This is a genomic window from Mesorhizobium sp. M1342 (assembly GCF_040317955.1).
In the GTDB taxonomy this organism is placed as follows: domain Bacteria; phylum Pseudomonadota; class Alphaproteobacteria; order Rhizobiales; family Rhizobiaceae; genus Mesorhizobium.
Map to the genome: position 1 here is coordinate 25,850 of NZ_JAMYLI010000009.1, position 27,000 is coordinate 52,849.

General features: G+C 63.3%; 27 protein-coding genes. 17 read left to right on the forward strand and 10 right to left on the reverse strand.

Annotation, left to right across the window (positions count from 1 at the left end; translation table 11 throughout):
* The first annotated feature begins 235 nt into the window (after window positions 1-235).
* The 5 genes from NKH06_RS11010 to NKH06_RS11030 are packed head-to-tail and all read left to right on the forward strand — an operon-like array spanning window position 236 to window position 4,487.
* On the forward strand, window positions 236-1,123 hold the full coding sequence (locus NKH06_RS11010) for a sugar phosphate isomerase/epimerase family protein (RefSeq protein WP_023812461.1): 888 nt from the start codon (window positions 236-238) through the stop codon (window positions 1,121-1,123).
* 60 nt (window positions 1,124-1,183) lie between these two features.
* Window positions 1,184-2,353 carry a mandelate racemase/muconate lactonizing enzyme family protein gene (locus NKH06_RS11015; protein ID WP_023812460.1) on the forward strand — a complete coding sequence of 390 codons (1,170 nt, stop codon included), beginning with the start codon at window positions 1,184-1,186 and terminating at the stop codon, window positions 2,351-2,353.
* A 2-nt stretch (window positions 2,354-2,355) separates the two neighbouring features.
* Entirely contained in the window at window positions 2,356-3,072 is a 717-nt protein-coding gene (locus NKH06_RS11020) for a FadR/GntR family transcriptional regulator (protein WP_127295118.1), read from the forward strand.
* Window positions 3,073-3,077: 5 nt separating this feature from the next.
* Window positions 3,078-4,058, forward strand: coding sequence for a hydroxyacid dehydrogenase (locus tag NKH06_RS11025; RefSeq protein ID WP_352440823.1), 981 nt, complete (start codon window positions 3,078-3,080; stop codon window positions 4,056-4,058).
* A gap of 42 nt (window positions 4,059-4,100) precedes the next feature.
* Window positions 4,101-4,487: a hypothetical protein gene (locus NKH06_RS11030; RefSeq protein ID WP_352440822.1), complete on the forward strand. Its 387-nt coding sequence runs from the start codon at window positions 4,101-4,103 to the stop codon at window positions 4,485-4,487.
* Window positions 4,488-4,505: 18 nt separating this feature from the next.
* On the opposite strand, the gene NKH06_RS11035 is transcribed toward NKH06_RS11030, so the two are convergent.
* A complete protein-coding gene (locus NKH06_RS11035; protein ID WP_352893065.1) occupies window positions 4,506-5,801 on the reverse strand; it encodes an amidase in 1,296 nt (431 codons plus the stop codon).
* A gap of 106 nt (window positions 5,802-5,907) precedes the next feature.
* On the opposite strand from NKH06_RS11035, the gene NKH06_RS11040 reads away from it, so the two are divergent.
* Window positions 5,908-6,255 (forward strand): GFA family protein, encoded by a 348-nt coding sequence (locus NKH06_RS11040; protein WP_023812455.1) that lies wholly within the window; start codon window positions 5,908-5,910, stop codon window positions 6,253-6,255.
* A gap of 96 nt (window positions 6,256-6,351) precedes the next feature.
* Here NKH06_RS11040 and NKH06_RS11045 read toward each other — a convergent pair whose 3' ends face one another.
* Entirely contained in the window at window positions 6,352-7,566 is a 1,215-nt protein-coding gene (locus NKH06_RS11045) for an MFS transporter (RefSeq protein ID WP_352893066.1), read from the reverse strand.
* Window positions 7,567-7,658: 92 nt separating this feature from the next.
* Here NKH06_RS11045 and NKH06_RS11050 point away from each other — a divergent pair, with 92 nt between their 5' ends.
* The 3 genes from NKH06_RS11050 (at window position 7,659) to NKH06_RS11060 (ending at window position 10,498) form a co-directional block, all read left to right on the forward strand.
* On the forward strand, window positions 7,659-8,642 hold the full coding sequence (locus NKH06_RS11050) for an AraC family transcriptional regulator (RefSeq protein WP_352893067.1): 984 nt from the start codon (window positions 7,659-7,661) through the stop codon (window positions 8,640-8,642).
* Between the two features lie 299 nt (window positions 8,643-8,941).
* Window positions 8,942-9,913: an AraC family transcriptional regulator gene (locus NKH06_RS11055; RefSeq protein ID WP_352893070.1), complete on the forward strand. Its 972-nt coding sequence runs from the start codon at window positions 8,942-8,944 to the stop codon at window positions 9,911-9,913.
* A gap of 153 nt (window positions 9,914-10,066) precedes the next feature.
* Window positions 10,067-10,498: a DUF4437 domain-containing protein gene (locus NKH06_RS11060; protein WP_127293503.1), complete on the forward strand. Its 432-nt coding sequence runs from the start codon at window positions 10,067-10,069 to the stop codon at window positions 10,496-10,498.
* Between the two features lie 13 nt (window positions 10,499-10,511).
* On the opposite strand, the gene NKH06_RS11065 is transcribed toward NKH06_RS11060, so the two are convergent.
* From NKH06_RS11065 to NKH06_RS11095, 7 genes are all read right to left on the reverse strand, one after another.
* On the reverse strand, window positions 10,512-11,615 hold the full coding sequence (locus NKH06_RS11065; RefSeq protein WP_352612886.1) for an ABC transporter ATP-binding protein: 1,104 nt from the start codon (window positions 11,613-11,615) through the stop codon (window positions 10,512-10,514).
* A complete protein-coding gene (locus NKH06_RS11070) occupies window positions 11,615-12,718 on the reverse strand; it encodes an ABC transporter ATP-binding protein (RefSeq protein ID WP_023812449.1) in 1,104 nt (367 codons plus the stop codon). Before NKH06_RS11070 ends, NKH06_RS11065 begins: the two co-directional genes overlap by 1 nt.
* Window positions 12,715-12,936, reverse strand: coding sequence for a hypothetical protein (locus NKH06_RS11075; RefSeq protein WP_027037796.1), 222 nt, complete (start codon window positions 12,934-12,936; stop codon window positions 12,715-12,717). The genes NKH06_RS11070 and NKH06_RS11075 overlap by 4 nt, the downstream gene beginning before the upstream one ends.
* Entirely contained in the window at window positions 12,933-13,892 is a 960-nt protein-coding gene (locus tag NKH06_RS11080) for a carbohydrate ABC transporter permease (protein ID WP_027037797.1), read from the reverse strand. The genes NKH06_RS11075 and NKH06_RS11080 overlap by 4 nt, the downstream gene beginning before the upstream one ends.
* 1 nt (window position 13,893) lies before the next feature.
* On the reverse strand, window positions 13,894-14,799 hold the full coding sequence (locus NKH06_RS11085) for a carbohydrate ABC transporter permease (protein ID WP_027037798.1): 906 nt from the start codon (window positions 14,797-14,799) through the stop codon (window positions 13,894-13,896).
* A 65-nt stretch (window positions 14,800-14,864) separates the two neighbouring features.
* Entirely contained in the window at window positions 14,865-16,181 is a 1,317-nt protein-coding gene (locus tag NKH06_RS11090; RefSeq protein WP_127293507.1) for an ABC transporter substrate-binding protein, read from the reverse strand.
* Between the two features lie 359 nt (window positions 16,182-16,540).
* Window positions 16,541-17,236: a TetR/AcrR family transcriptional regulator gene (locus tag NKH06_RS11095; protein WP_352893072.1), complete on the reverse strand. Its 696-nt coding sequence runs from the start codon at window positions 17,234-17,236 to the stop codon at window positions 16,541-16,543.
* Window positions 17,237-17,347: 111 nt separating this feature from the next.
* Between NKH06_RS11095 and NKH06_RS11100 the strand changes: the two genes are divergently transcribed.
* From NKH06_RS11100 to NKH06_RS11110, 3 genes are read left to right on the forward strand one after another with little or no spacing between them, the layout of a single operon-like run.
* Window positions 17,348-18,544 (forward strand): Tm-1-like ATP-binding domain-containing protein, encoded by a 1,197-nt coding sequence (locus tag NKH06_RS11100; RefSeq protein WP_128304529.1) that lies wholly within the window; start codon window positions 17,348-17,350, stop codon window positions 18,542-18,544.
* Between the two features lie 13 nt (window positions 18,545-18,557).
* A complete protein-coding gene (locus NKH06_RS11105) occupies window positions 18,558-19,421 on the forward strand; it encodes a phosphoenolpyruvate hydrolase family protein (protein ID WP_352440813.1) in 864 nt (287 codons plus the stop codon).
* Window positions 19,422-19,427: 6 nt separating this feature from the next.
* Window positions 19,428-19,844: a cupin domain-containing protein gene (locus NKH06_RS11110; protein WP_352440812.1), complete on the forward strand. Its 417-nt coding sequence runs from the start codon at window positions 19,428-19,430 to the stop codon at window positions 19,842-19,844.
* Between the two features lie 130 nt (window positions 19,845-19,974).
* Here NKH06_RS11110 and NKH06_RS11115 read toward each other — a convergent pair whose 3' ends face one another.
* Window positions 19,975-21,165 (reverse strand): M24 family metallopeptidase, encoded by a 1,191-nt coding sequence (locus NKH06_RS11115; protein WP_352440811.1) that lies wholly within the window; start codon window positions 21,163-21,165, stop codon window positions 19,975-19,977.
* Window positions 21,166-21,535: 370 nt separating this feature from the next.
* Here NKH06_RS11115 and NKH06_RS11120 point away from each other — a divergent pair, with 370 nt between their 5' ends.
* From NKH06_RS11120 to NKH06_RS11140, 5 genes are all read left to right on the forward strand, one after another.
* Entirely contained in the window at window positions 21,536-23,146 is a 1,611-nt protein-coding gene (locus NKH06_RS11120) for an ABC transporter substrate-binding protein (RefSeq protein ID WP_352440809.1), read from the forward strand.
* Window positions 23,147-23,410: 264 nt separating this feature from the next.
* Window positions 23,411-24,397, forward strand: coding sequence for an ABC transporter permease (locus NKH06_RS11125; RefSeq protein ID WP_352612873.1), 987 nt, complete (start codon window positions 23,411-23,413; stop codon window positions 24,395-24,397).
* Window positions 24,394-25,224 carry an ABC transporter permease gene (locus NKH06_RS11130; RefSeq protein ID WP_352440807.1) on the forward strand — a complete coding sequence of 277 codons (831 nt, stop codon included), beginning with the start codon at window positions 24,394-24,396 and terminating at the stop codon, window positions 25,222-25,224. The genes NKH06_RS11125 and NKH06_RS11130 overlap by 4 nt, the downstream gene beginning before the upstream one ends.
* Complete coding sequence (locus NKH06_RS11135; RefSeq protein WP_352440806.1) at window positions 25,221-26,225, forward strand: ABC transporter ATP-binding protein; 1,005 nt, start codon at window positions 25,221-25,223, stop codon at window positions 26,223-26,225. Before NKH06_RS11130 ends, NKH06_RS11135 begins: the two co-directional genes overlap by 4 nt.
* On the forward strand, window positions 26,222-26,998 hold the full coding sequence (locus NKH06_RS11140) for an ABC transporter ATP-binding protein (RefSeq protein WP_352440805.1): 777 nt from the start codon (window positions 26,222-26,224) through the stop codon (window positions 26,996-26,998). The genes NKH06_RS11135 and NKH06_RS11140 overlap by 4 nt, the downstream gene beginning before the upstream one ends.
* Window positions 26,999-27,000 lie beyond the last annotated feature (2 nt).

A 27,000-nucleotide genomic window follows, 5' to 3' on the forward strand; every position in this document is an offset into this window, starting at 1 on the left:
CACCCGGTGCAGGCCTATATATCTCAATATAATCAAGCAAATAATCCACAACGAAAGTTGCATCCCAGCGCTTCTTGCCGATCTGGAGAATTTGCTGTAGACCTCGCTTTAGGCCCAATTGGTCGAACCAGTTTGCGAGAAAAGGCTGGGAACGCCTTGGGGAGGAACCTTTGTGTCGCCTTTTGGCGATGCATGTCGCAGGCGAACCATAGAGACGATTTGGGAAGGACAGACCATGCATCTTTCGACGCACAACTGGATGCGCGCGGAACCCTTGGAGACGACGCTCAAGCGCATCAAGAAATTCGGCTATGAGTCGATCGAGATTTCCGGCGAGCCCGAGCAGTACAAGACCAAGGAGACCCGGGCGCTGCTGAAGGAGCATGGTATTCGCTGCTGGGGCGCGGTGACCCTGATGCTGGGCGAGCGCAACCTTGCCGCCAGGAACCAGGGCCAGCGCGAGCGTTCCGTTCAGTATGTCAAGGATGTGCTGACCATGGTCAGCGAACTCGATGGCGAGATCATCACGCTGGTTCCGGCGACCGTCGGCAAGGTTGTGCCTGACGGGACCGAGGAAGAGGAATGGAAGTGGGTAGTCGACGCCACTCGCGAGTGCTTCACCCACGCCAAGAAGGTCGGCGTCAAGATCGCTGTCGAACCGCTTAACCGCTTCGAGACCTATCTGTTCAATCGCGGCGCCCAGGCGCTGGCGCTGGCCGATGCGGTCAGCCCCGAATGCGGCGTCTGCCTCGATGCCTATCACATCCACATGGAAGAATTTAACGTCTATGACGCGATCCGGCAGGCCGGAAAGCGCCTGTTCGACTTCCATGTCGCCGACAACAACCGGTTTGCCGCCGGCCTCGGCCAGATCGACTGGCCGAAGATCGTCGCCACCTTGCGCGAGATCGGCTACGACGGCGCGCTGACCAACGAGTTCGTCGCGCCCGTCGACCGGACGCCGGCAGCCCCCTATCCCGACATGGTCGAGCGCAATCCGGTCGACATCTCGCCCGAACAGCTGAAGTTCATCCAGGACCACGGCTCCAGCGTGCTCACCGAGAAATTCTACACCGACCAGATGCGCATCAACGCCGAAACGTTGCTGCCGCTGATCAAGTAGTCGACTGCCTCTGGGAAATTCGCCCTTCCGCCCTGACCGGCGGCGGGGCTGGGGAAGAATATGCGTATCAAGTCCGTCCAAGCCTGGTGGATCCGCGTTCCGATCGAAGCCGCTCGGCAGCACCGCAGCGACTTCGGTCAGGTGACGACCTTCGACGCCGCCATCCTGCGCATCGAGACCGATGACGGGCTGGTCGGCTGGGGCGAAGGCAAGAACGCCGCTGGCAGTGCCGGCAGCTACGGTGCGCTCGTCCACATGCTGAACCATGAGGTCGGGCCGCAACTGGTCGGCCGCGATCCGGCCGACATCGGCGTCATATGGGAGATGCTCTACAATGGCGTGCGCCACGACAGCGCCGCGCGTGGCGGCCACGCCATGCCGCAACTGGCGCGGCGCGGCATGAGCATCGCCGCCATCAGCGCCGTCGACATCGCGCTGTGGGACATTCTTGGCAAATCGCTTGGCGTTCCGGTCTGGCGGCTGCTCGGCGGCCGCAAGCTCGATCGCATGCCGGCCTATGCGTCCGGCGGCTGGGCAGCCGCCGACGCCATCGGCGAGCAGTTGAAGTCCTATATCGCCAAGGGCGGTTTCAAGGCACTGAAGATGCGCGTTGGCGCCATGGATGGCGCGGCACACATTTCCGCCACCCGCGTGCGGGCCGCACGGCAGGCGCTCGGCCCCGATGTCGAACTGATGGTCGACGCGCACGGCACCTACACGGTGGCCGAGGCCAAGCGCTTCATCCACCTTGTCAACGATTTGGACCTCGCCTGGTTCGAGGAACCTATTATCGCTGACGACAAGCCCGGCATGGCTGAAGTGCGGGCGTCAGGTGCCGTCCCGATCGCCACCGGCGAAAGCGAGGCGACACGCTATGCCTTCCGCGACCTTGCCGTGCTCAAAGCCGCCGACATCTTCCAGCCTGATCCCGCTTTCTGCGGCGGCATCAGCGAGGCGATGAAGATCGGCACCATCGCCAGCGCCTTCAATTTGCGCTTTGCACCCCATTTGTGGGCCGGCGCGCCTTGTTTTTTCGCAGGCTTGCATGTCTGCGCCGCCTCGCCGTCGAGTTTCACCGTCGAATATTCGCTTGGCGCCAACCCGATGATCCATGATCTGGTCGAAGAGACTGTCGAAGCCAGGGACGGTATGATAGCGATCCCGGAAAAACCGGGTCTGGGATTCACCATTTCGGAGCGGTTCCTGGAGGCGCACGCGCAACGCGGTTGACGATGAAAGAAAAGAACCTCCTCGCAGAACTCGCTGCCTACCTGTTCTCCCATTCAGACAAGGAGAGCGGCCGAACGCCTTCGGAACGCGAACTGGCGGAGCATTTCGCCGTCAGCCGCGGTCAGATCCGCGAGGCGCTGGCCATCCTGGAGGCCATGCGCATCGTCGAGCGTCGAGCCAAGTCCGGTATCTACATCGACACCAAGCAGGCCAGTGTGGAGGCCATGGCGCTTTTTGCCCGCGCAGGCCTGCCGCTCGACCCGATCCAGATCTACGAGACGGTCGAACTGCGCAAGATCCACGAGATCAAGGCGGCCGAACTTGCCTGTTCGCGCGCCACCGAGGAGAATTTCGAGCGGCTGCGCGAAATCCTGAAGGCTTCGGAAGAGCGCATCGCCGCCGGTGAAGGGCTTGCCAGGGAAGACCGCGAATTCCACCTCGAAATCGTGCGCGCCACCAAGAACAGCGTCTTCCACAATGTCTGCAGCGTCTACTACATGATGGGCGAGCAGCGCCTGCCGATCTATTTCAACGACCCCGAGCGCAACCTGCGCTCGCATGCCGAGCATATCCAGATTTATGAGGCGCTGCTGCGCCGCGACGGCAATCTCGCCCAGGCGCTGATGAGCGCCCATCTGCAAGGGGCTGAGAGCTACTGGAAAGGCCTGATCGAGGGCCATGGCGAGGAACCGCAAAGCCCGGCGCTCGAAAAAGCCTGACCGACATGGCCCGTATCCTCACGACACACCCGCTACACCCGCGCGCCTCGGCCATGCTGGCCGGCGCCGGCGAACTCGTCGTCGCTTCCGCCATCGATCCGGCCACGCTGGCCGCCGAGGCGAGGAATGCCGACATCGTCATCGTGCGCGCGCCGCTGCCACCACAGCTTTTCGACGGCGCAAAGCTGCTGAAGGCGGCAATCCGCCATGGCGCCGGGCTCGACATGATCCCCATGGAAGCAGCGACCGCCGCCGGCGTGCTGGTGGCGAATGTGCCGGCGGTCAATGCCCGCTCGGTTGCCGAGCACGTCATGTTTGCGGCGCTTGCTTTGCTGCGCAATTTCCGCGCCGTCGACCGCGACCTGCGCACCAAAGGCTGGCTCGCCGGCCGCGAGCACGCCAATTCCAACATCGAGCTTGCCGGCAAGACGATCGGCATCGTCGGCCTCGGTGCCGTCGGCCAGGCGGTCGGCCATATCGCCGCGCACGGCTTCGACTTGAAGGTGGTGGCAACGACGCGCAGCATGCAGCCGGCGCCGGACAAGGTCGGCTTCCTGTCGATCGACGCGCTGGTCGAGCAGAGCGACATCATCGTGCTCTGCTGCCCGCTGACGCCGGAAACGCGCGGCCTGATCAACCGTGAGCGGATCGCCCGAATGAAGCCCAATGCGCTGCTGATCAACGTGTCGCGCGGACCGGTCATCGACGACGACGCGCTGATCGAGGCGTTGCAGAAACGCCGTATCGGCGGCGCCGCGCTCGACGTGTTTGCGACGCAGCCGCTGCCGTCGAATCATCCCTATTTCGGCTTCGACACTGTCATCATCACGCCGCACATGGCCGGGATCACCGAAGAATCGATGATGCGCATGGGCGTCGGCGCGGCGGGTGAAGCCTTGCTGGTGCTGGCCAACAAGCTGCCGGTCAATCTGCGCAATCCGGAAGTGGTCGATCACTACCGGCGGCGGTTTCCGGCGAGCCTGTAGCACATCGCGGTTTCGCCCCAATTCTCCGCGACGTTGAGAGCCATGTCCGATCCACGCCTCGCATCCCTGGTAGCCGTCGTGTGTTCGCTCTGCGCCATGCCGTCATTCGCGGCCGAAAGCAGCTATGTCTATTGTGACAACGGGCTGCGCTGCTTCAAGGCGCCCTGCCCATCCAACAGCGCACTCGACCTTGCCACCGGCACGATCATCAAGGGCGTGTCGATCGACCCCAGCGGATTGCCGCAGGCCGACAAGGCGATAACCGATCTTTCCGACGCGCTTTATGCCGGCAAGATCGTCGTCAGAGGCTCGATCGAGCACCGCACCCAGACGATCACCGGCAAGGAGCACAATCTGCCCTGGCTGGTCGCGACCCGCATCGTACGGACAGCCAAGGATAGCGAACGCAGGCACTGTTCGTCGCACTGATCGTCGGTCCAACCCCGGTCACGCGCCAAGCAGCGACTCAATTTCAGCAGCAATCCGCAGCAGGCGCCGGTCATGCCCGTTGCGCGCCACCAGCATCAATCCGGCGGGCAGCGGAGTGCCCGGCATCGGCAGCGAGATTGCGCAGAGATCGAACTGGTTGGCAACCTGCGTGTTGCGCAACAGCAGGCCTTCGACGTGGTCGCGCAGCTCGGCATCTTCGGTCATCGAAACGATGGTCGGCGCCGTCACCGGCGTGGTCGGCAGAGCCAGCACATCGACCGATGCCAGCCGCTCGTCCATGGCGGCAACGAGCGCTGTGCGGCGGCGCATTGCCCTGATGTAGACAGGCGTCGGCAGCATTGCCGCCCGCGACAAAGGTCCGCTGACATGCGGGTCGACCGGCACCGAAGCCCCAGCCGCCAGCCAGTCGGCATGCACTTCGGCCCCTTCCATGGCAGCGATCGAGCCACGCTTGGTGGCGGCCCGCAAATCGGCAAGCAGATCATCGATCGATAAGCCCGCGATCCGCGCGCCTGTCTGTTCGATCTTGCCAAGGCAGCGGTCGAACGCGGCCGCCACCTCGTCTTCCGTCTCTTCGAAAAGGACGCCGCGCGGAATGCCTACGCGAAGCCCTGCAAGGGCAATCGGCGTCAGCGCGGTCGGCACTTCACCGGCCATTACGGCGTCGGCGGCGGCACATTGGGCGACGGTTCGGGCAAGCGGACCGATCGAGTCCAGCGTGGCGGACAGCGGGAACGCGCCGGCAAGAGGCACGCGCCGCGCAGTCGGCTTGAAGCCGACGACACCGTTGAGTGAAGCCGGAATGCGTATCGAACCGCCGGTGTCGGAACCGATCGATATTTCGCTCGTCGCCTCACCGACCGAGACGCCGGCGCCTGAGGATGAACCGCCCGGAATGCGGCTGGTGTCCACGGCATTGCCGGGCGTGCCATAGTGCTGGTTGTCGCCGATCGCGGTGAAGGCGAATTCGGTCATGTTGGTCTTGCCGATAATGACCGCGCCGGCTTGCCGCAGCCGGCTGACGATCACGGCATCGCGCAGCGGAGGTGCTGCGGTCCTAAGCATCAGCGAGCCAGCCGTGGTTGGCTCGCCGGCGACATCGAACAAATCCTTGATCGAGACGATGGTGCCGTCGAGCGGCCCTAGCGTCACACTTGCCCGCTTGCGGGCATCGCTGGCATCAGCCGCGGCCCGTGCGGCTTCGGCATAGAGCTTCGTGAACACGCGCTCTTCGCCGGCACGGGCGGCGAGGCGCGCGAGAATGGTTTCCAGATGATCACGAACGGATTGCATTTTCGGTGTCGGACTCCGAACGCCTTGAACGTCCTTGGGGCATGGCTTGCCGAGACTTAACCCGGCGCAGGCGGTTTTGCACCCTGTCTATTGTGAGGAAAATCCGATGCTCTACAAAGGCAGCTGCCACTGCGGCAAGGTCGCCTTCGAATTCAAGGCCGAACTGACGGGCGCCTTGCGGTGCAATTGCTCGATCTGCTCGCGCAAGGGCGCCCTGTTGTGTGCCATCCCGCACGGGACCTTGCAGGTCCTGGCCTGGGGCGACGATCTCGGCACCTACACATTCGGCAATCATGCCATCGCGCACCGGTTCTGCCGGGCCTGCGGCATCCATCCCTTTGCGGAGGATGTCCGCGAAGGCAGCGAACGCAGTGCCTACATCAACATCAACTGCGTGGCCGATCTCGACCCCTCGACCCTGTCGGTTTTCGATTTCGACGGGCGGTCGGCCTGAGTTTGTTCGCCCCTGCCATCACAACGGCAGCGGCCCGAGAACCGTGACAGTTCTCAGGCCGACGCGCAGTGTCAGGGAAGCCTGATCGCGTCCAGGCTACTCGGCGCGCTTCGGGCCGCGCAGGAACACCACGATGGCCGCCAGCAGTGTCGCCGCGCCGCAATAGGCGAAGGCGCTGGCCACGCCGGTATGGTCGACCAGCAGACCGCCGAAGACTGCGCCGAGCGCAATCGCCACCTGGAACGTCGCCACCATCAGCCCGCCGGCGCTTTCGGCCTGATCGGGCGCGGCCCGCACCAGCCAGCTCTGCAGCCCGACCGGCACCGCGCCGAAAGCAAAGCCCCAGACCGCGACGGCGGCAGCGGCGATCGTCGGCGAAGCCCCGAAACCCAGCATCGAGGCGGCGGCCAGTGCGATCAGCAACGGCGCCAGCGCAACGGCTGCCTTGAGGCTGCGCTCGGCCAGGATACCGCCGGCGACATTGCCGAAGAAACCGCCAATGCCATAGGCCAGCAGCACCAGCGAGATCGTCTCGATGTCGAGCACGGGGACCTTCTCGAGGAAGGGACGGACATAGGTGAAGCCGGCAAAGTGTCCCGAAGCGACCAGCAGCACGACCAGCAGCGCCACCCTGATCGACGGACGCTTCAGCACGTCGAGCAAGGTGCGGAAGCTCGCCACACCCACGGGGGGCAATTTCGGAATGGTGGCCAGCTGCACCAGCAGCGCCAGGGCGGCGACGACGGTCGCAATCATGAATGCCGTGCGCCAGCCCCAGACGTCACCAACATAGGCGCCGACCGGCGCCGCGCAGACGGTCGCCAGCGAAACGCCTGTCAGGATGATCGACATGGCGCGCGGCATCAATCGCATCGGCACCAGCCGCAGCGCCATCGCCGCCGACATCGCCCAGAAGCCGCCAAGTGCCACGCCGAGCACGACACGGGCAAGCAGAAGCACGGGCAGCGATGAGGCAAAGGTGGCCAGGAGATTGGACAGGATCAGGAATACGGTCAGCATCCACATCACCAGCCTGCGATCCATACGCCTGGTGATGATGGCCATGGTGGGTGCGGCAATGGCTCCGACGATCGCGGTTGCCGTCACCGCCTGTCCGGCCACGCCTTCGCTGATGCCGAGATCGCGCGCCATCGGCGTCAGCAGGCTGGCGGGGAGAAATTCAGCGGTGACGAGGCCAAAAACACCAAGTGCCAGCGAAACAACGGCGCCCCAGGCCGGCTCGGTTCGTTCGTCGGAGTCCGCAGGGTTCAAAAGTGTGGCGTCGATGACGCCTGTCGCCTGTTCGGCCATGGTCAGTCTCCGAGTTGTTTTGCAGCGCAGCATTTGGCTGCAACGCAACATAGGGAGTGACCACCTGGAGTTTCCATGCTAGAAACCCCATCATGCTTGACAATTCGTCCAAAATTCCGATCACTGGCGACCCGCTCACCGACATTTTGCGCGGCCTGCGCCTCGATGGCGTCGAATACGGCCGCTTCGAACTGAAGGAACCCTGGGGCATTCAGTTTCCAGCCCAGCCAGCGGCGCGGTTTCATTTCATCGGCCGCAAAGGCTGCTGGCTGAAGCAGCCATCCGGCGAATGGGTGGAACTCAAGGCAGGCGACGCGGTGCTGCTGCCGCGCGGTGCGGCGCACGTGCTGGCCAGCGAGCCCGGCGCCCAGGCCTGGCCGATCCACGGCTACGAAGTCGAGGAGGTCTGCAAGGACGTCTACTGCACGTCGAACGAAGGCATGTCGGAATGCTGCCGGCCGGGAACCCTGTTGTTTTGCGGCAGCATGTACTTCAATCTCGATGGCCTGCACCCCCTGCTCGGCATGATGCCGGATGTGATGCACACGCATGAGTTGGAAGCCTATGAGCCCGGCATTCCGCATCTGCTGGAATCGATGGAGCGTGAGGTGACGATGGAGCGCGTCGGCTCCGGCGGCATCCTGGCGCGGCTGGCCGACGTACTGGCCGCCACCGTCATCCGCTCATGGGTCGAGCGCGGCTGCGGCGACGCCTCCGGCTGGATCGCCGCCGTCAGGGACCCGGAAATCGGCCGCGTGCTGGCCGCCATCCATCTCGAGCCAAACCATGACTGGACGGTCGAGTCGCTGGCCAGGATGATGGGCGCCTCGCGATCGGGATTTGCCGATCGCTTCGCCACCATCGTCGGCGAAACCCCGGCAAAATATGTCACCCAGGTCAGAATGCATCAGGCACGACAATGGCTGGTCCGCGACCGGATCAAGATCTCCGTCGTTGCGGCGCGTCTCGGCTATGAATCGGACGCCGCCTTCAGCCGCGCCTTCAAGCGCGTCATCGGCTCGGCGCCCAGCCATCTCCGGGCCGAGGAACAGGCCGATATCCGCCAGGCCAGCTGACGCACAGGGTTCCGAACTCAGCTTGACAAAGGCAGCACCCAGTTCGGCGGTCCCGGCAGTTTTTTTTGCCGGCAGCTTTTCGCGATAGGAATTTTTTCTTGACTCGGTGACCTCAGCTATGCTACATTTTTGCCCATGGTGCTGATTTGCGCCAGTGACCCGCCGCACAGGTGGGTTTTGCGTTTGATGCTACGTCAGCCGACACCCCGGCGGAAGAACCCGTTGGCCCGAGTTTGTTGCCCCTGAGCTGACGCATGGAGGCCGTGACGGACTGGTGATTCCAGGCTAGAGAAATCAGCATGGTTTTCACCTCGCCCAAGACTGCCTTCCCGGCCTCGGACGGTCCGCTAACCGACATCTTGCGCGGATTGCGGCTTGATGGCGTCGACTATGGCCGCTGCGAACTTTCAGACCCATGGGCCGTGTTGTTTCCTGCCCAGAAGGCAGCAAGGTTTCACTTTATCGGCCGCCGCCACTGCTGGCTGTTTTCGCCAGCCGGGGAATGGATTGAGCTGACACCCGGCGATGCATTGCTCTTGCCGCGCGGTGCCGAGCATGTCGTTGCCAGCGCGCCTGGCATTCCGGCCGTGCCGATCGAAAGCTACACTGTCGAGCCTTTGCAGGACAATGTCTTCAATGTCTCCAACGGCGGCCACGGCCCGAAAACCTTGCTGTTTTGCGGCAGCATGCACTTCAACCTGAACGGGTCGCACCCCTTGCTGGGCATGATGCCGGACATGATGCGCGCCAAGGAATTGATGGCTGGCGAGCCAGGTATTCCGCATCTGCTGGAAGCCATGGCCGCCGAAATCACCATGAACCGGGCCGGCTCTGGCGGCATGCTGGCGCGACTGGCCGACGTGCTGGCTGCAAGCATCATCCGTTCCTGGGTAGAAAACAGTGGCGGCGACACCAGAGGCTGGATCGCGGCGATCAAGGATCGCGACATCGGCCGCGTACTTGCCGCCATTCATCTGCAACCCGACAGGAACTGGACCGTCGAAGCGCTCGCGCGCGAAATGGGCGCCTCGCGATCGGCCTTCGCCGAACGCTTCACGGCCATCGTTGGCGAAACACCGGCGAGATATGTCGCCCGCATACGCATGCACCAGGCGCGGCAATGGCTGATCGACGATCGGATGCGGGTATCAGTGGTCGCCGCCAGACTGGGTTACGATTCCGAAGCGTCGTTCAGCCGGGCGTTCAAGCGCATCATAGGCATCGCGCCCAGCCACCTGCGCACTGTCGACGGTACCTCCGGAAACCGCTGAGGCGATCCCGGATCCGCGGCCGCGGATTGCCGGGTCTGGATGAATTGCCAAGCCTTCCGGACGCAATGCCATTGCCGGGCCACCCGCATGCAATAGCTTGCCAGAACCAAGCAGCGAGAGGCCGGCGGCCAGTCGGTCCGAAGAGGAGAACCAATGCCAAATCATCCGAAGGTCATCGCACTCGCCGTCATGCTTGCGGTTCCCGGGCGCGCCTTTGCCCTCGAGGACAGCTACCTGCCGGCCGACAAGATCCCCTATGTGGCGGAAGTACCCGACCAGCCGCATCGTCTTGGCCCATTGTGGGGCGAGCGGGCCAAGGGCCCGGCAGGCACGTTGCTGAAGGTTCCCGGCAACTGGCGTGCACCGGTCCATGCGCACACCGCGGATTATCGCGCGGTGGTCATAAAGGGGCTGTGGGCGCACTGGCAGATGGATGGCGGCGAGGCGACCAAGGTCGAACTGCCTCCTGGATCCTATTGGACCCAGAAGGCCGATGAGATGCATGACGACGCCTGCGTCTCCGACACGGAATGCGTGATCCTGCTGATCAACGACACGCCCTACGAAACCTACTTCCAGAAATAGGCTGGGATGCAGCCTATGAGGCGTGTCGCAAACTGACGCCGCTGCCCTTGTCGAACAGCACCACCTTGTCGGGGTTCCAGGCAAAGCGCACCGCCTGCTCGATGGCGACGTCGGTCCTGGCCGGCACGGTGGCACGCAGCGTCGCGTCGCCGACGCGCAGCGTCAGGATCTTTTCGACGCCGTGGTTCTCGACGTCGTGGACGCGCGCCTCGACCGGCGCGCCGCTCTCGAGATAGACGTCCTCGGGACGAATGCCGAAGACGAGCGGGCGACCGTCGGTCGCCGCACCCGCCTTTAGCCCCCCGAAAATCTTGGCGCCCCCTGAAAATGGCAGTTCGAAATTCAACGGAGCCATCACCGCGCGGCCGTTCACAAGCTTGCCGTCGATGAGGTTCATCGGCGGCGAGCCGACGAAGCTCGCCACATAGGTGTCGCGCGGGTTGTTGTAGATCTCGTGCGGCGTACCGGTCTGGACGATGCGGCCATGGTTGAGCACGCCCACCTTGTCGCCCATCGACATCGCCTCGATCTGGTCGTGGGTGACGAACAGGAAGGTGGCGCCGAGCTGCATCTGCAGGTTCTTCAGTTCAGTCCGCAGCGCCTCGCGCAGCTTTGCGTCGAGCGCCGACAGCGGCTCGTCCATCAGGAACACACGCGGCTTGCGCACGATGGCGCGGCCGATCGAGACGCGCTGCATCTCGCCGCCGGACAGCCGATCCGTCTTGCGGTCGAGCAGATGCTCGATCCGCAGCGTACGGGCGGCACGGTCGACGCGATCCTTGATCTCGGCGTCGGGCAGCCGGCGGATTTTCGGCTTGAGCGGGAATTCGAGATTTTCGCGCACCGTGTAGCGCGGATAGAGCGAATATTGCTGCAGCACCAGCGCCACGTCACGCTCGGCCGCACCCCAGTCGGCGACGTCGACGCCGTCGATGAAGACCTGGCCTTCGCTCGGCTTTTCCAGGCCGGCGATAAGCCGCAGCGTCGTCGTCTTGCCGGCGCCCGTCTCGCCCAGCAGCACGAAGAACTCGCCATCGGCAATGTCGAGATCGAGCCCGGTGAGCGCAGTGTGGTTGCCGAAGGTCTTCGAGATGTTCTTGAGCTGGATATGGGCCATCAGAGTCTCACCTCAAGCGACTTGCCGCTTGCCTTGTCGAAGAAGTGCGCCTGGGTCGGGTCGATCCTGGCGAAGACCCTTTCACCGGGTCCGGCAACGAAGCCGCTCTTGGTGCGGGCCCGCAGCAACTCGGTTCCGACCTTGAGATCGACGATGTCGAAGGAGCCGAGCGGCTCGACGATATGCGTGTCGACAGGCACGAAGCCCTCGGTCGCCTCGCGCCGAATGAGCACGCCCTCCGGGCGGATGCCCAGCGCGAGCTGCCGCCCGGCATGGCCGTTGAGCTTCGACAGCAATGCCTGCGGAAATTCGAAGCCGGAAGCCGCGCCGCCGACCGTTACCGAGACCGCGGATCCGGTCTCGGCGACCGCGGCATCGGTGACATTCATCACCGGGCTGCCGACGAATTGCGCCACGAACAGATTTGCCGGCTGCGAATAGACCTCGTCGGGCGTGCCGACCTGCTGCAGGACGCCTGCGTGCATGATGACGATGCGGTCGGCCAGGCTCATCGCCTCGATCTGGTCGTGCGTGACATAGATGGTGGTCGAGCCCTGCTTGATGTGCAGCCGCTTGATTTCCGCGCGCATCTCCTCGCGCAGCTTGGCGTCGAGCGCGCCGATCGGCTCGTCCATCAGCATGGCCTTCGGCCGCCGCACCAGCGCCCGGCCGATGGCGACGCGCTGCATGTCGCCACCCGAGAGCGCCGACGGCTTCTTGTCCAGCAGGTCGGTGATCTGCAGCGTCTTGGCGACGGAGCGAACCTCGCTGTCGATCTCCGTCTTGCTCTTGCGCGTGGCACGCAAGGGGAAGGCGATGTTCTCGTAGACGCTCATATGCGGATAGAGCGAGAACGACTGGAACACCATGGCGATGTCGCGGTCGGCGGCCTTCAAATGCTGTACCGGCTTGCCGTCGATGAAGATGTCGCCCTCGTCGATGGTTTCCAGCCCGGCGATGGCGCGCAGCGTTGTCGTCTTGCCGCAGCCCGACTGGCCGAGCAGCACGATGAACTCGTTGTCGGCGATCTTGAGGTTCAGGTCCTTGATGACCTGGACGGCGCCGAAGAATTTCTGGACGCCGCGAAGCTCGATCTGGGTCAATGCTGTGCTCCCGGATTGCGCACCTGGCCGGTGCCGGCCTTTTCCTCGGGCGCGATCTTGGAGGTTACGTTGAAGCCGACGAGTCCGATCAGGATGATGGTCAGTCCATAGCTGTGCAGCAGCATGCTCCAGGGCTGGCAGAGCGCGATGATGCCGAGCACCATCAGGATCTGCGATCCGGGCTCGAGGTATTTCTGGTTGATGGCGCGAAAACTCATTTGCGGATCGCTCCGAAGGACATGCCGCGCAACAGATGGTTGCGAAGCAGGAAGGTGAAGATGGCGACCGGCAGCAGGAACAGGAAGGTTCCGGAGGCGATCACCGTCCAGTCCGGCAGGCCCGAACCGACCTGGCTCGGGATGAAGGGAGGCGCGGTCTGGGCGCGGCGGTTGGTCATGATCAGCGCAAAGGCGTATTCGTTCCACGCGGTGATGAAACAGAACACGGCGGTGGCGGCGATGCCCGTGGCGGCCTCCGGCAGCACGATCTTGAAGAACGCCTCCATGCGCGTGTAACCATCGACAAGCGCTGCCTCTTCATACTCCTTCGGGATCTCGTCCATGAAACCCTTCATCAGCCACACGGAGAAGGACAGGTTGAAGGCGGTGTAGAGAATGATCAGGCCCAGATGCGTGTCGTTGAGCCCGACGGCCCGGTACATCAGGAACATCGGAATGGCCACCACCACCGCCGGCAACATGCGCGTCGACAGGATGAAGAAGAGCAGGTCCGCCTCCCCTTTCACCTTGAAGCGCGAGAAGCCATAGGCGGTGAATGTCCCCATGCCGACCGCCAACACCGTCGAAGTAATGGCGATGATGAGCGAGTTCAGGAAGCGGCTCGGATATCCCGACCATTGCACCTGGCCCTTGCCGTCGCGCACGATCTTCTCGCCGCCGTCGAACACGACGCGCTCCCACCACGGGGCGGCGGCATATTCTTCGGCCGACGGCGGGCTGCGCAACTGTGAGCGCTTTGTGAAGAGTTTGACGAAAGGCGAGATGGTCGGCTCGAACATCACGGTCGGCGGGATCGTCGTGGCCAGGTTGCGTGGCTTGAACGAGGTCGACACGATCCAGTAGATCGGCGCCAGGAAGATGATCGTCACCAAAAGGACGGCGACAATAGCGACCTTGTTGAGCGCCCGTTCACCCGAAGTCTGGACGGCCGCCATCTCAGCGCTCCTTAACTTTGTTGAGGTATTTCACATAGATGTTGGTAATCGCCAGCACCATGATCAGCACGATATAGGCAAGCGCGCAGGAGCGCCCCGTCTGCCATTCCTGGAAAGCCATCTTGTAGAGACGGATGGAAATCACCTCTGTGCTCGGCTGCGTCGACAGCACATAGGCAAGATCGAAAGTCTTGAAGGCTTCCATGGTGCGGAAGATGACCGCGATCATCAGGATCGGCGCGACCAGCGGCAGCGTGATGCGGAAGAAGGTATAGAACGGCCCGGCGCGGTCGATCGCGGCAGCTTCATAAAGATGCTTCGGCACCGCCGAAAGCCCGGCGAGCGACAACAGCATGACGAAGGGCGACCACATCCAGATGTCTGTGAACGCGACCGCGTAGAGCGCCATCTTCGGATCGCCGAGCCATTGGAATTTGCCGAGGTCGAGCACGTAGTTGATGACACCCCAGGACGGATCGTAGAGCAGTTTCCAGAACAGGCCGACCACCGCCATCGAGAGCATCATCGGCAAGAGCAGCAATGTCGTGATCAGGCCCTTGAGCGGAATGGTGCGATTGAGCAGCATCGCCGTTCCAAAGCCGACGACAACCTGACCAAGGACCGAGACGATGACGTATTTCGCGGTCACCGCGAAATTGTTCCAGATATAAGGATCGCTGAGGAGCTCGCGATAGTTCTTCAGTCCGACGAAATTGGCCGGCGCATTGGTCGATGCGCGGAAGTCGGTGAAAGAATAGCCGAGCGAATAGATCAGCGGAAAGATGTTGAAGACGATCAGGAACACGATCGTCGGGATGATGAAAAGGTTGCGTATCGAAATGTCGCTGAGGCCGCGAGAGGCGGCTCTGGAGGAGGTATTCAGCGGTGTGATCATTGTGGTCGCCAAGACCTGCTCCCATTCCTGAAAAAGAAAACGGAGGAGGCACGGGCCTCCTCCGCACTACATGTCGGTTATTGGCCGCGGCCGTATTTCTTGAACGTGGCGTCCCAATCCTTCGCCAGCGCATCCAGCATTTCCTTGGCCGTACCATCGCCGTTTACGATGTACGGATAGACACGCTGGTTGAGCTGCTGCAGCAGTTCCGCATATTCCGGCACCGCCCAGAAGTCCTTGACCTTGAACATCGTGTCGTAGAAGGCCTTGTTGTAGGGCGTGGCGTTCTGGAACTCGGCCGATTCCAGCACGGCCTTGTTGCAGGTGTAGCCGCCGAGGGCCGCCCACTTCTTCTGCGTATCGTCCTGGATGAACCACTTCAGGAATTTCATCGCCTCTTCCTTGTTGTTGGAATAGGAGACGACGGAAATGCCCTGGCCGCCGAGCGCGGCGAATTGCTCACCACCTGGACCTGCCGGGTTGGCGAAGAAGCCGGTGTTCTTGGCATGCGGGTTCGACGCCTCGTTGATCAACGAGGGGAAGAAGGCGAAGTAGTTCATGCTCATCGCCGCCAGGCCTTCGGTGATGGCCTGGTTGTTCTCGACGAAAAAGGCGTTGGTCCAGCCCGGAGGCGTGAAGCCGAACAGCTTGCGGTAGTTTTCTGCCGCGGCTACCGCCTTGTCCGAGTTGATGATGCCGTCGACCTTGTAAGTGCCGAAGTCGCCGAGCTCACCGCCATACGAGAACAGCGCGTTCTCGAAGCCCATCGCCAGGCCGTCATACTGGTTCTGGGTGTAGATGGCGATGCCGTAGCGGTTCTGGTCGGGCCTATTGAAGAACTCCGCGATGTCGGTCATTTCCTTGAAGGTCTTGGGAACGGCAAGTTCGTAGCCATACTTGGCCTTGAACGCTTCCATTTCCTTCGGGTCCTCGAACCAGTCCTTGCGGTAGGCCCAGCCCACTGCGTCGCCCTCGGCGGGGATCGACCAGTATTTGCCGCTGTTGCCGGGATATTCGGAGTAGAACTTGACCGTCGCCGGAGCCATCTTGTCGAGAACCTGGTTCTCTTTGACGAAGTCGGTGAGGTCGACATAGTGACCGCCCTCGGAGGCGGCACCAAGCCATTGCGAGTCGCCGACGACCAGGTCATAGGCGCTGCCCTTGGCGTTGAACTCGGTGAAGGCCTTGGTCTGGAAGTCGGCCCACGGGGTGGTTTCCACCGTGATCTTGACGCCGGTTTGCTTCTCGTACTCGTTGCCGAGCTCCTGCAGATAGTTTGCGGGATCCCATTCAGCCCAGAAGATGGTGAGTGATTTTTCCTGCGCGTAAACGGACGTTCCGCAGGCAAGCGTTAAGCCGATACCAGCAAGTACGCTGGTCACTAACTTGCGCATAATGATTTCCTCCCTTGTGCGCGTTCTACCTTATCGTGCGAGCCGGCGAAGTGGCCGGCCCTGGTAGTTCCTCCCGTGATCGCACCTTTCCGGTTTGGAGCCTCCTCGCCCCGCCGGAAAATGGATCGCAGCCCTCACTTTCGATCCGCTTTTCTGATCCAATCTGGTATTACCAATTTTGCACGCACGTCAAGCCCTTTCTTGGCAGCTTGACATGGCCATTGCCATGGGATTCCCGCTTTATCTGCCTGTTTTACCAAGATTTTCCTACTCAGTGATATGATTGGGTATTGTCCGATACCCCACCCAACGGCTAAGATCGGTAGTGCGCATGCCAATCTGGTCGAACCAGTTAGGCTCTATTTCATGACTGCCTTCGGATCGAGGCTGCCTCCTTCATCGACCGATTCCGCGACTGCCGCACGCACCAGCGCCCCGGCCGCCCACTGTGCGACCGACATCGTCCGGCGGCTGTCCAGCCCCCAGATATCCTTGAGCACGATCAGCACCTCGACGCCGAAGATAAGCGACAGCGCCTGCGCCAGCCGCTTGAAGTCGCGCGGCGGCAAACGGCCCTTGAGCGGCGCGATCGCCTCCTTCAGCAAGTCGATGCGATGGCCGCGCGTGAAGGCGGGCTCACCGCCCAGCGTGCCGGCCTGACGCCGCGCCCATTGATCGAGCGACAGCTTCAGTGCTGCCTTGAACGTGGCTTCGAAGGCCTCGATGCGCGGCATGGCCGTGTCGAACAGCTCCGCGACTCGGCGCTCGGCATCGGCGGAGGTAGATTGCCAGGTGAGGATCGGCCCCAGCCCCTCGTCGACGACGGCCTGCACCAGTGCCGACTGGCTCGGGAAGTAACGATAGGCGGTGGCGCGGGAAACCTCGGCCGCCTCGGCGACCTCGCTGACCGAAGGTGTGACGCCCGCCTGCATCAGCCTTGTTGCCGTCTCCAGCATCAGCCGTTTCGTCCGCGCGCGCGGCCCACGTTCGGGCACTGGACCGGTTGCCCGTTCAGCGTCGTCGCTCGCAGCGGATTGTTGACGTGAGACATTCATGCCAATACGATACGCGCGTCTCAAAAATTTGCAATGGCGTCCGCATCGTCGAGCGGCCCGGGCAATGAGCGATGGAGGCGGCATCGCGCCTGCCAGGATTGGGAGAGCGCAATGAAGCGTATCTATGTGGTGGGTACCGCGGACACCAAGGGCGAGGAACTCGCCTTCCTGGCCGATGCGATCGCTGCTGCGGGCGCCCTCGTTAGCCGTGTCGATGTCGGAACGCGCGGCGCAACCATCCCCGTCGATATCAGCGCGAGGGAAATCGCCGACCATCATCCCGGCGGCCGTGACGCCGTGCTCGGCGGCAATGATCGTGGCGCCGCGGTCGCCGCGATGGGCATCGCCTTCGCCCGCTTTGCCCAATCGCGCAACGACATCGCAGCCATGATCGGCATCGGCGGCGGTGGCGGCACATCGATCATCACGTCGGGCATGCGCGCCCTGCCGCTCGGCTTGCCCAAGATCATGGTCTCGACGCTCGCCTCCGGCGATACCGCACCCTACGTCGATGTCTCCGACATCATCATGATGCCGGCGGTGACAGACATGGCCGGACTGAACCGGCTCTCCCGTGTCGTGCTGCATAATGCGGCTCAAGCCATATCAGGCATGGCGGCCAGACCGGCGCCGCCGCCAGACGGCCGGCCGTCGATCGGCCTCACCATGTTCGGCGTCACCACACCTTGCGTGACCGCCATCGCCGACCAGCTCCGTTCTGGATATGACTGCATGGTCTTCCACGCCACCGGCACAGGCGGCCGCAGCATGGAAAAGCTGGCCGACAGCGGCTTGCTGTCCGGCGTCGTAGACATCACCACGACCGAAGTCTGCGACCTGCTATTCGGCGGTGTGCTGCCGGCGACTGACGATCGTTTCGGCGCCATCGCTCGCACGGGGCTGCCCTATGTCGGCTCCGTCGGCGCGCTCGACATGGTGAACTTCTGGGCGCCTTCGACCATCCCGGAGCACTATCGCGATCGGCTGTTCTACGAACACAATCCCAATGTCACGCTGATGCGCACCACGGCGGACGAATGCCGTGCGATCGGCGAGTGGATCGGCACCAGGCTCGCCCGCTGCGGGGGGCCGGTGCATTTTCTCATCCCGGAAAAAGGCGTCTCGGCGCTCGACATCGAAGGCGGCGCCTTCTTCGACCCGGAAGCCGACGCCGTTCTGTTCGATGCCATCGAGCGCACCATCAAGCCCAACAGCAAGCGCCGCGTGACGCGCCTGCCGCTGCACATCAACGATCCCGAATTCGCAAAGGCTGCAACATCAGCCTTCCTCGACATCGCCAGACAGTGAGAGATCTAAAAAAATGCCCGCCATACCGCGCAAGGACATATTGAAGAAATTCAGGGGAATGATCGACAAGGGCGTGCCGATCGTCGGCGGCGGCGCCGGCACCGGCCTGTCGGCGAAAGCCGAGGAAGCCGGCGGCATCGACCTCATCATCATCTACAATTCCGGCCGCTACCGGATGGCCGGGCGCGGCTCGGCCGCCGGCCTGCTCGCCTATGGCAACGCCAACGAGATCGTCAAGGAAATGGCCTACGAGGTGCTGCCGGTAGTCAAGAAGACGCCGGTGCTGGCCGGCGTCAACGGCACCGATCCCTTCATCATCATGCCGCTGCTGCTGGCCGAGCTGAAGACCATGGGCTTTTCCGGCGTGCAGAACTTTCCAACCATCGGTCTGTTCGACGGCAGTATGCGGCAGAGTTTCGAGGAGACCGGCATGGGCTTCGGGCTTGAGGTCGACATGATCGCTGAGGCGCACAAGCTCGACCTCTTGACCACACCCTATGTCTTTAATCCCGACGAAGCGCGCGCCATGACCAAAGCCGGCGCCGACATCGTCGTCGCTCATATGGGTGTGACGACCGGCGGTTCGATCGGCGCGACGTCGGCCAAGTCGCTCGACGACTGCGTTGTCGAGATCGACGCCATTGCCAACGCAGCCCGCTCGGTGCGCAAGGATGTCATCCTGCTTTGCCATGGCGGCCCGATCTCTATGCCGGACGACGCCCGCTACATTCTCGACCGCTGCAAGGGCCTGCACGGCTTCTATGGCGCAAGCTCGATGGAACGGCTGCCGGCGGAAGCTGCGATCGCCAGACAGACCGCTGATTTCAAATCGGTGACGTTTGGTGGCGAGAAGACCACGAAGAAAAAGAAGGGATGATGAGAGATGACCGACAAAAGCAAAGTGTTCGTGTACCCGGAGGAAGTCAGCGCCTTCGCCTTCGACTGGGGTAGGCTGGCGTTGACCGTGGCGCCCGAGGTGAATGGCGCGACCCGCTTTTCCGGCGGCGTCGTCGACCTGCCGTCCGGCAAGGGCCACACACGCCACAATCATCCCGGTGCCGAGGAAATCATCTTCGTCATCTCCGGCAACGGCGAGCAGATGGTCGAGGACGAGCAGGGCAATCCTGTAGTCGCAAAAGTCGGCCCCGGCTGCACCATCTATGTCCCGGAAAGCCGCTTTCATTCGACGCTCAACACCGGCGACGGGCCGATGCAGCTTTTCGTCGTCTATTCGCCGGCAGGGCCCGAACTGGTTTTGCGGGAATTACCGGACTTCAGGCTGCTTCCGGCGGGGCAGTGATCTTTCCTCCGTCCCGCGTTTGCTGGGAGGCCCCCTCATCCGGCCGCTTCGCGGCCACCTTCTCCCCGAGGGGAGAAGAGACGAGCATTATCGCCGGCTCCGGGTGAGGGGGCAGCAGCCTCAATACCAGCTAGGCGCTCGCACCCCTGTTCCACCCCCGGCCCCGATCACCGAACATCGCATAACCAGCATCCGTCACCGCCAGCGTGTCCTCCAGCTTGATGAAGCCGCGCGTCGGGTGGAGCATGGTTGTCTCCACCGAAAGCACCATGTTCTTCTCCAGCGGCTTGGCCGCATAGGTGCCTTCATAGGTCACCGGGTGGTTGGTCATCAGGAACGGCGCCTCATGTGTGATCAGGCCCATGCCATGGGCGAAGAAATCCGTGTAGGGCGCGACCTTCGAGGCCTTCAGCACGCCCTCGGCATGGGAAATCATGTCGCCGCCCAGCGTGCCCGCTTTGACCTTGGAGAAGGCCGCCTGCTGCACCGTCTCGACCTCGGCCAGCAAATCTCTAAGTTCGGCATCCAGTTCGCCGAGGATGCCCATGCGGCAGAGGTCGCCGATATAGCCGTGATAATTGCCGCCTGAATCGATCGACAGCACCTCGCCTTGCTTCCACGCCTGCGGTGAAGCGGCGCGGTTGTGGCTGGAGCCCAGCGTCAGCAGGCAATATTCGAAATGAATGCCGCGATTGGTTTCCTCGCGCCGCAGCTGCTCGATGATCTCGGCCTTGGTCGTGCCTTCGCGTGCCCAGGCAATGGTCGCCAGCATGGAATCGGTGATCAGTTCGGAGGCCGTGCGCAGCTTCTCCAGTTCGGCATCGGTCTTGATGGCGCGCATGCGCTCCAGCATATCGGTCGCATCGATCAGTCTGGCGTCCGGCAACGCCTTGCGGATCAGCGTATAGGCATCCGACGGCAGGAAGCCAGGCTCGATGCCGATGCGGGCGCCGGCCTTGCCGATCTTCTGCAGATGTTCGACGGCGAGATTGGCAGCGTCGAGCGTGCCCCAGCAGGCGGCGTGCAGCGTCGGCGTCCAGAACGGGTTGTTCTGATGTTCGCCGCCTTCCATGCGGTTGCCGATATAGGCGGCATGGTCCGGCCCGCCCTTTTCGTACACGACGATCGGCAGATACCGGCTGTGGCCGATCGCATCCATGGCGGCGAAGAAGATGAACTTGTAGCCGCCCAGCAGGTATTGCGTGTTGTGCTTGGAGGTGGCGAGCAGCACATCGATGCCGGCGTCCTCCATCAGCCGGTCGACCCTTGCCTGGTCGAACGGGATATTGCCGACCGCATTCTTGCCCGGAGCAATGTTCATCTCTCTCTCCCTGAATAGCCGGATCGCCGCTGTTCCGCTCCCGATCCCTTGGCAGTGGTCAAATCTGCACCATTTTGCCCGTTCTGGTCCAGCCAGAAAGAGATGAAATGTCGTCTCTCTATGTCTCTTTGTTGTCATTCGTCGCATATTCAATCAATCTGGTCCTACCAGAATGATCAAATGAGCCACGCCCTCCAAACTGGTCCAGCGGACGAAAATTTCAAAGCCAAGCGAGGATGCGCCAATTCCGTCTCTGGCGAAACCCTCGGCAAAGCTCATAATCACCGCCGCAAGGGATGCTGGCGGGCTTGCCGGCGTCCGAGGGGTATTGGCGCACCCGACCGGGTCGCGGAGAGGACGGAGTTCGATCATGTCAGGTTTCACGATTTCCAGACGCACGATGCTTGCCGGCTCGGCAATGCTGCTGGCCTCCACCGCCATGCCGACATCGGGCTGGGCGCAGACGCCGAAGAAGGGCGGGCGGCTGGTGCTTGCCGCCGATTCCGAACCGCGCAACCTCAACCCGGCGATCGTCGCCTCCAACGGCGTGTTCTTCATCTCCAGCAAGATCGTCGAAACGCTGGCCGAAGCCTCATTCGACGGCAAGGACGGGCTTGCGCCACGGCTGGCGCTGAGCTGGGAAGGTGCCGCCGACGGGCTCTCGGCGACGTTCAAACTGCGCGACGGCGTCAAATGGCATGACGGCAAGCCGTTCACCTCGGCCGACGTCGCCTTTTCGGCGCTGCAGATCTGGAAGCCGCTGCAGAATCTCGGCCGCACTGTGTTCAAGGATCTGGCCAACGTCGACACCCCTGACGATCTCACCGCCGTCTTCAAATTCGCCAAGCCGACGCCGTTCCAGCTGATCCGCAACGCGCTGCCGGCGCTGAGCAGCGTGGTGCCGAAGCACATCTACGAGGTCGGCAAGATCGAGGAAAACCCGGCCAACAACGCGCCCGTCGGCACCGGGCCGTTCAAATTCGGCGAGTACAAGGCCGGCCAATATTACCGGCTGACCAAAAACACCGACTACTGGGGCAAGGACGAGCCCTATCTCGACGAGATCATCTATCAGGTGCTGCCGGATCGCACGTCAGCGGCGAGCGCGCTGGAGGCTGAAGAGATCCAACTGGCGGCCTTCTCCGCCGTGCCGCTGGCCGACCTCGACCGCATCTCCAAGGTGCCAGGCCTGAAGGTGATCTCCAAGGGTTACGAAGGGCTGACCTATCAGCTCGTCGTCGAGATCAACCATCGCCGCAAGGAACTGGCCGACCTGAAAGTGCGCCAGGCGATCGCGCACGCCATCGACAAGGATTTCGTCGTCAAGACGGTGTTCCTCGGCTATGCCGCCACGGCCACCGGTCCGGTGCCGAAGAACGATCCGCAATTCTACACCGCCGATGTGCCGACCTATGCCTTCGACGTCGCCAAGGCCAACGCGCTGCTCGACGAGGCCGGCTACAAGAAAGGTCCGGACGGCAAGCGCTTCACGCTAAAACTGCTGCCTGCGCCCTATTTCAACGAGACCAAGCAGTTCGGCGACTATCTGCGCCAGGCGCTCGCCGCCATCGGCATCGACGCCCAACTGGTCAACAACGACTCGGCCGCGCACATCAAGGCGGTCTACACCGACCACGCCTTCGACCTCGCGGTCGGCCCGCCGGTGTTCCGCGGCGACCCGGCGATCTCGACCACCATCCTGGTGCAGAGCGGCATTCCGGACGGCGTGCCGTTCTCCAACCAGGGCGGCTACAAGAACGACGCGCTCGACGCGCTCATCGCCAAGGCATCAGAAACGCTCGACACATCAGCCCGCACCGACCTCTACAAGGAATTCCAGAAGGAGGTGGCCACCGACCTGCCGCTGATCAACGTCGCCGAATGGAGTTTTATCAGCGTCGCGCGCGACACTGTCGGCAACATAGCAAACAACCCGCGCTGGGCGGTGTCGAACTGGGCGGACACGTATCTGGAATCGTGACAGAATTGCGCGGATGAAAGTTCGCGAGAAAAGGGGAATTTGGCCGAAGGCCGAGTTCCTTCACACCCCCCTCTGTCCTGCCGGACATCTCCCCCGCAAGGGGGGAGATCGGCTATTTGTCCGCCCCGCCAATTATGCAACCTCGAAAATTGGCGAAGCCGTCGGTGACATCCAATCTCCCCCCTTGCGGGGGAGATGTCCGGCAGGACAGAGGGGGGTGCCCAGACACCGCACCTCTCACGATCAGGCCGGCGTCCTTTTCCCATGACCCGCGCCCTCACGCTCATCCGCCGTCGCCTCGTCGGCAGCATCTTCGTGCTGCTGATCGTCGTCATAGGCACCTTCCTGCTGCTCGAAGCAGCTCCCGGCGACGCGGTCGACGCCTATATCGTCTCGACCGGCGGCGACGCCGGCATGATCGAGCTGTTGCGTCATCGCTGGGGTCTCGACCAGTCGGAGCTGACGCGGCTCGCCAATTACCTCTGGGCGCTGCTGCATCTCGACCTCGGCCAGTCGGTGACCTTCTCCCGGCCGATCCGCGACGTCATCCTCGAGCGCCTGCCCAACACGCTGCTGTTGATGGTCAGCGCCACCGCGCTTTCCTTCGGGCTCGGCTCGGCACTCGGCATCTATGCCGGCGCGCGGCCGGGCAGTTTTCGCGATCGCTTCCTGTCGATCGGTTCGCTGGCGCTTTATGCCGTGCCTGGGTTCTGGCTCGGACTGGTGCTGATCGTCGTCTTTGCCGTCGATCTGCGCTGGCTGCCGATCGGCGGCATCGAGACGTTGGCCTCTGACAAGACCGGCCTTGATCGCGTCGCCGACATCGCTGTCCATCTTATCCTGCCCGTTTCCGCCCTCGGCTTCATCTATCTGGCGCTCTATCTGCGCATGATGCGCGCCGGCATGGCCGAGGTCTGGCGGCAGGATTTCGTCCTGGCCGCACGCGCCAAAGGGTTGTCACGCCGTCGCATCGTGCTCGCCCACGTCGCCCGCAATGCGCTGCTGCCGCTGGTCACCATGCTCGGCCTGCAGTCGGCGCAGATGCTCGGCGGCAGCGTCGTCATCGAGAGCGTCTTTTCCGTGCCCGGCCTCGGCCGGCTGGCGCAGGAGGCGGTCGCCTCCCGCGACACCCCGCTTCTGCTCGGCATTATCCTCACCAGCGCCGTCCTGGTCATCGTTATCAATTTGCTCGTCGACATCGCCTACGCCTTCCTCGATCCGCGCGTCGGCGCGAGCGAGGCCCGCGCATGAGCCCGCTCCGCCGCTTTCTGCGCGTGCCTGAGGCGGTTGCCGGTGCCATCCTCCTCGCGGCGCTGATTGCCATGGCGCTGTCGGCGTCGCTGCTGTTCCCAGGCGATCCCCAAGCCATCGCCGGCCCCGCACTGCTGCCGCCGTTCCAGGACTGGTCGCTGCCGCTCGGCACCGACCGGCTTGGCCGCAACGTGCTGGCCGAGCTTTTTCATGGCGCCCGCACGTCGCTGGCCGTCGGGCTCGCGGCCGCGGCGGCGGCACTTGTCGTCGGCGCGGTGGTCGGCACATTGGCCGGCTTTGCCGGCGGCCTCGTCGACGAGGTGCTGATGCGCGTCACCGACGCCTTTCAGACCGTGCCGAGCTTCCTGTTGGCGCTGGCCTTCGTCAGCGTCGTCGGACCGTCGCTCGGCGTCGTCGTGATTGCCATCGCTCTCGGCACCTGGACCGGACCGGCTAGAGTAGCCCGCGCTGAAGTCCTCTCCATTCGCGAACGCGATTATGTCGCCGGGGCCAGGGTCATCGGCATGCACCCGCTGGCGATCGCCTTTCGCGAGGTGCTGCCCAACGCCTTGCCACCGGTGCTGGCGATGTCGTCGGTGATCGTCGCCGCCGCGATCCTCACCGAAGCGGCCTTGTCTTTCCTCGGCTTGGGCGACCCCAACCGGGTCACCTGGGGCGGCATGATAGCAGAAGGCCGCGCCGTGCTGCGCACCGCGCCCTTCCTGTCGATCGTCCCGGGCATAGCGTTGGTTCTGACCGTGCTCGGCGTCTATCTCGCTGGTGAAGGCATCGTCGAGACGACGGCAGTCAGGAGAGGCCTTTCGTGACCGCCCTGGCTACGATCCGCGACCTGACGGTGACCTACCGCCGCGACGGCAGCGAGGTGGCGGCACTGAAGAGCGTCAGCCTCGACATCGCCGCTGGCGAACGCCTCGCCATCATCGGCGAAAGCGGCTCGGGCAAGAGCACGCTGGCACTGGCCATTGCCGGGCTGCTGCCGGCTTCTGCCAAGGTTGGAGGTCGCATCGATTGGTTTTTGTCCTCATCGGGCGCCAAGGCACCCCCCTCTGTCCTGCCGGACATCTCCCCCGCAAGGGGGGAGATTACGCTCTCACCTCTGCCTTCGCCAATCACCAATGTCGCGGAAGGGGAGCGGTCGGCGAAGCTGCTGATCTCCCCCCTTGCGGGGGAGATGTCCGGCAGGACAGAGGGGGGTGTGACGGAACGCCAGCCTTTCAAACCCGAACTCAACAAAATCCCCCGCCTCGGCCGCGACATCGGCTTCGTCTTCCAGGACCCGTCCGCCAGCCTCGATCCGGTGATGACCATCGGCAAGCAAATCGCCGAAGTGGCGCGCACGCATCTCGGCCTCACCTGGTCCCAGTCCTATGCCAGGGCCAAAAGCCTGCTCGAGCGCGTCCGCCTGCCAGATCCGGACTCGGCCTTGCGCGCCTTCCCGCATCAGCTCTCCGGCGGCCAGAAGCAGCGTGTGGCGATCGCCGCCGCCATTGCGGCCGGTCCGAAGTTGCTGATCGCCGACGAAGCGACCAGCGCGCTCGATACCATCGTGCAGGCCGAGATCGTCGCCTTGATCAGACGACTGGTGAACGAGGACGGCATGACGCTGCTGTTCATCAGCCATGACATCGCGCTGGCGGCCGAGCTTGCCGAGCGCATCGCCGTTTTCCGTCATGGCCAGTTGGTCGAGCTTGGCATGACGGCGCAGATTGTCGGCGCCCCGGCCCAGCCCTATACGCGTGCATTGCTCGACGCCCATATAGGCCTCGACACCAGGCCGTTGCTGAACCGAGCCAGGCTCCACGCATGAGCCTGCTGGCGGTGTCCAACCTCACCAAGCGCTACCGTCGCGGCGGCAAGACCATCGCTGCCGTCGACGATGTCTCCTTTCACATCGACCCCGGTGAGACGCTGGCGTTGGCCGGACCTTCGGGCAGCGGCAAGTCGACGATCGCGCGGTTGGTGCTGCGATTGATCGAGCCGGACGACGGACGCATCGAATTCGAAAGCGACGATTTCCTGGCCTTGAGCGGCGCCGCGCTGCGAGCACGCCGCGCACGCCTGCAAATGGTGTTCCAGGATCCATTGGCCGCCTTCAACCCTCGCGCCACGGTGGCGCGTGTGCTCGACGATCCCTTGCGCATCCATGGCATCGCCTCCCGCGCCGAGCGCCCGCGCCGCATCGCCGCGTTGCTGGAGCGCGTCGGGCTGACGGCTAATCTCGCGCCGCGCGCCATTCATGAAATCTCCGGCGGCCAGCGGCAGCGTGTCGCCATTGCCCGCGCCATCGTCACGAAGCCGTCGCTGATCGTGCTCGACGAGGCGGTGTCGGCGCTTGACGTCTCCGTGCGCGGGGAGATCCTCGAGCTTTTGCTCGACCTGCAACGCCAGGAAAAGATCGCCTATCTCTTCATTTCACATGATCTCGGCGTCATCAGGTCGGTCGCTCACCGCGTCATCCTTCTCGACGCCGGCCGAATTGCCGAAAACGGCGATGCCCAAACCGTCATCGGCGCGCCGCAATCAGCCATCGGCAAGGCGCTGGTGGCGGCCGCGCCAAGATTGAACCGGGCCGGACCATGATC